This window comes from Pseudomonas sp. CM25 (assembly GCF_013179705.1).
Classification (GTDB): Bacteria; Pseudomonadota; Gammaproteobacteria; order Pseudomonadales; family Pseudomonadaceae; genus Aquipseudomonas.
Genome location: NZ_JABMCW010000490.1, coordinates 1 through 3,053, shown reverse-complemented (window position 1 = coordinate 3,053; position 3,053 = coordinate 1). Strand labels below are relative to the sequence as shown.

The window sequence follows — 3,053 nt, the reverse complement described above, 5'->3', positions numbered from 1 at the left end:
CACGGGCCGGCTGATCACCAACCGCGACCTGGGCGCCGATGGCAAGTTCGGCACCGGCGACGATCACGAAATCGGCGGCATGGCCACCTGGAAAGTGGTCAAGGCCCAGGCCCGCGACCTGCTCGGCATCAATCTGACCGATGCCGACGTCGACAACGTGCCGCTGCTGGCAACCGATGCCTATGGCAACTTCATCAAAGGCCCGCATGGCTACCCGATGGTGGTGATGAAAGGCCTGGACGGTATTGCCGGTACGGCCGATGACCAGCAGGTGGAAGGCAACCCGCTGGCGCCGATCAGCCTGACCAACGCCGTGCGCACCGGCCACCAGTTCCTCGCCGACATCGCCCACAATGCCGTGCCGGTGTTCAGCGCCGGGGTGTTGGCGCCGGATGCCGACAACGTCGCCGGCAACGCCGTAGCCGTCAACCCGCAGACCGGTGCCAACCTGGCCTACGACAACGAACTGCTGGATGCGCACTACATTGCCGGCGATGGCCGGGTCAACGAGAACATCGGCCTGACCGCCGTGCATGCGATCTTCCATGCCGAGCACAACCGGCTGGTGGCGCAGACCAAGGACACGGTGCTGGACGCGCACGACCTGGTCTTCCTCAACGAGTGGCTGCTCAACCCGGTGAGTGCATTGCCGGTCACCCAACCCGAGATCGATGCACTGGTGTGGAACGGCGAGCGCCTGTTCCAGGCGGCCAAGTTCGGCACCGAGATGCAGTACCAGCACCTGGTGTTCGAGGAATTCGCCCGTACCGTACAGCCGCGGGTCGACCTGTTCTTCGCGCCAACCCAGGTCTATGACGTCGACCTCGATGCGTCGATCGTGGCCGAGTTCGCCCACACCGTGTACCGCTTCGGCCACTCGATGCTGACCGAAACCGTCGACCGCTTCGACATCGACTTCAACGTCATCAAGGACCCGGCCAGCGCCAACCCCGACCAGCAACTGGGGTTGATTGCTGCGTTCCTCAACCCGCTGGCGTATGCCGCCAGTGGCGTCACCCCCGAGGATGCCACCAGCGCCATCGTGCGCGGGGTCACCCGTCAGGGCGGTAACGAAATCGACGAGTTCGTCACCGAGGCGCTGCGCAACAACCTGTTGGGCCTGCCGCTGGACCTGCCGGCGATCAACATCGCCCGTGGCCGCGACGTGGGCATCCCTTCGCTGAACGCCCTGCGTCGGGACATCTACGGGCAAACCGGCGATACCCAGCTCAAGCCGTACACCAGCTGGGTCGACCTGGTGCAGCACCTGAAGCATCCAGAGTCGCTGATCAACTTCATCGCCGCCTACGGCACCCACAGCACCATCACCGGCGCTACCACGCTGCTGGAAAAACGCGCGGCGGCCATGGCCCTGGTGTTCGGCGGCAATGGCGCGCCGGCCGACCGCATGGACTTCCTCAACGGCAGCGGTGCCTGGGCCAACGTGACCCTGGTCGGCAAGGATGGCTTGGCAAACACCGCGGATGACCTGAAGGGGGTCACCCTCACCGGCGTCGACGCCATCGACCTGTGGATCGGCGGCCTGGCCGAAGAGAAGACCCCGTTCGGCGGCATGCTCGGCAGTACCTTCAACTTCGTGTTCGAAAACCAGATGGAGAAACTGCAGGACGGCGACCGCTTCTACTACCTGGAGCGTACCGCCGGGCTGTCGATGAACGCCGAGCTGGAAAGCAACTCGTTCGCCAAGCTGATCATGGCCAACACCTCGGCCACCCACTTGCCGGGCCTGGTGTTCTCCGACCCGGGCTTCTATCTGGAGCTGGACCAGAGCAAGCAGTACAACGATGGCCTGGGCAACGCCGACCCGCTGGGCGAAAACGGCCAGCAGGTGGTGTTCCGCGACAGCCCGCTGACGGCTGGCCCGGACACCAACTACATCCGCTATGCCGGTGGCGAGCACATCGTGCTGGGCGGTACCAACGGTGATGACATCCTGGTCTCCAGCGAGGGTGACGACACGGTGTGGGGCGATGCCGGCAACGACCGCATCGAAGGCGGCGACGGCAACGACCAGCTGCGCGGTGGGGCCGGCGACGACATCATCAGCGACATGGGTGGTGACGACAACATCCAGGGCGGCGACGGCAACGATGTGCTGCACGGCGGTAATGGCGTCAACCTGATCATCGGCGGCTTCGGCAACGACTTCATCGTGACCGGGGAAGATGCCTCCGAAGCCATTGGTGGCCAGGGCAACGACTTTATCCTCGGCAGCAAGGCCAACGAACAGGACATGGGTAACGAGGGCGACGACTGGATCGAAAAGGGCACCTCGGACGGTGCGCCTGGTGACAACTTCGACCCGCTGGGCAACGACCCGGTCATCGGCAACGACGTGTTCATCGGCGGTAACGAGAACGACAAGTTCAACGGTGAAGGCGGCGACGACATCATGGTCGGCAGCCTGGGCTTCGGCGACCGCTACATCGGTGGCTCGGGCTATGACTGGGCAACCTTCAAGGGCCTGGCCCAGGGCGTGTCCATCGACATGAGCGACCGCTTCTTCGATGTACCGCCGGTACCGGGTTCGGGCGCCTCGACGCTGGCGCGATTCGACATCATGGAGGGCCTGTCGGGGTCGGCGCATGGCGATTTCCTGCGCGGTGACAACGAAGATGCCACCAGCCTGCCGACGGCTGGCGCCACCGGCAGCGTGCTCACCAACATCAGCCTGATCAACGGCCTGTCCAGCCTGCTGGCAGCCGGGGCGACGTTCTACGACGGCGGCAACATCATCCTTGGCGGCAGCGGCAGCGACCTGATCGAAGGGCGTGGTGGCGACGATATCCTCGACGGCGACAAATGGTTGAACGTACGCATTAGCGTACGCGCCAACCACGATGGCAGCGGCCCGGAAATCGCCAGCTTCGACAGCATGGAGCCGATGGTGCCACTGATGCTCAACGGCACCTACAACCCGGGCCAGCTGGTGATTGTCCGGGAAATCCTGAGCGGCACCGACAGCTATGACACGGCGCTGTTCTCGGGGGTTGCCACCGACTATAGCGTGGTGGTCGATGGCAATTCGGTGA

General features: G+C 64.4%; 1 protein-coding gene. It reads left to right on the top strand.

From position 1 onward, the window contains the following. Positions 1-3,053, top strand: a 3,053-nt coding sequence (locus HP546_RS28330; RefSeq protein WP_306125885.1) for a peroxidase family protein, incomplete at both ends; no start/stop codon positions are given.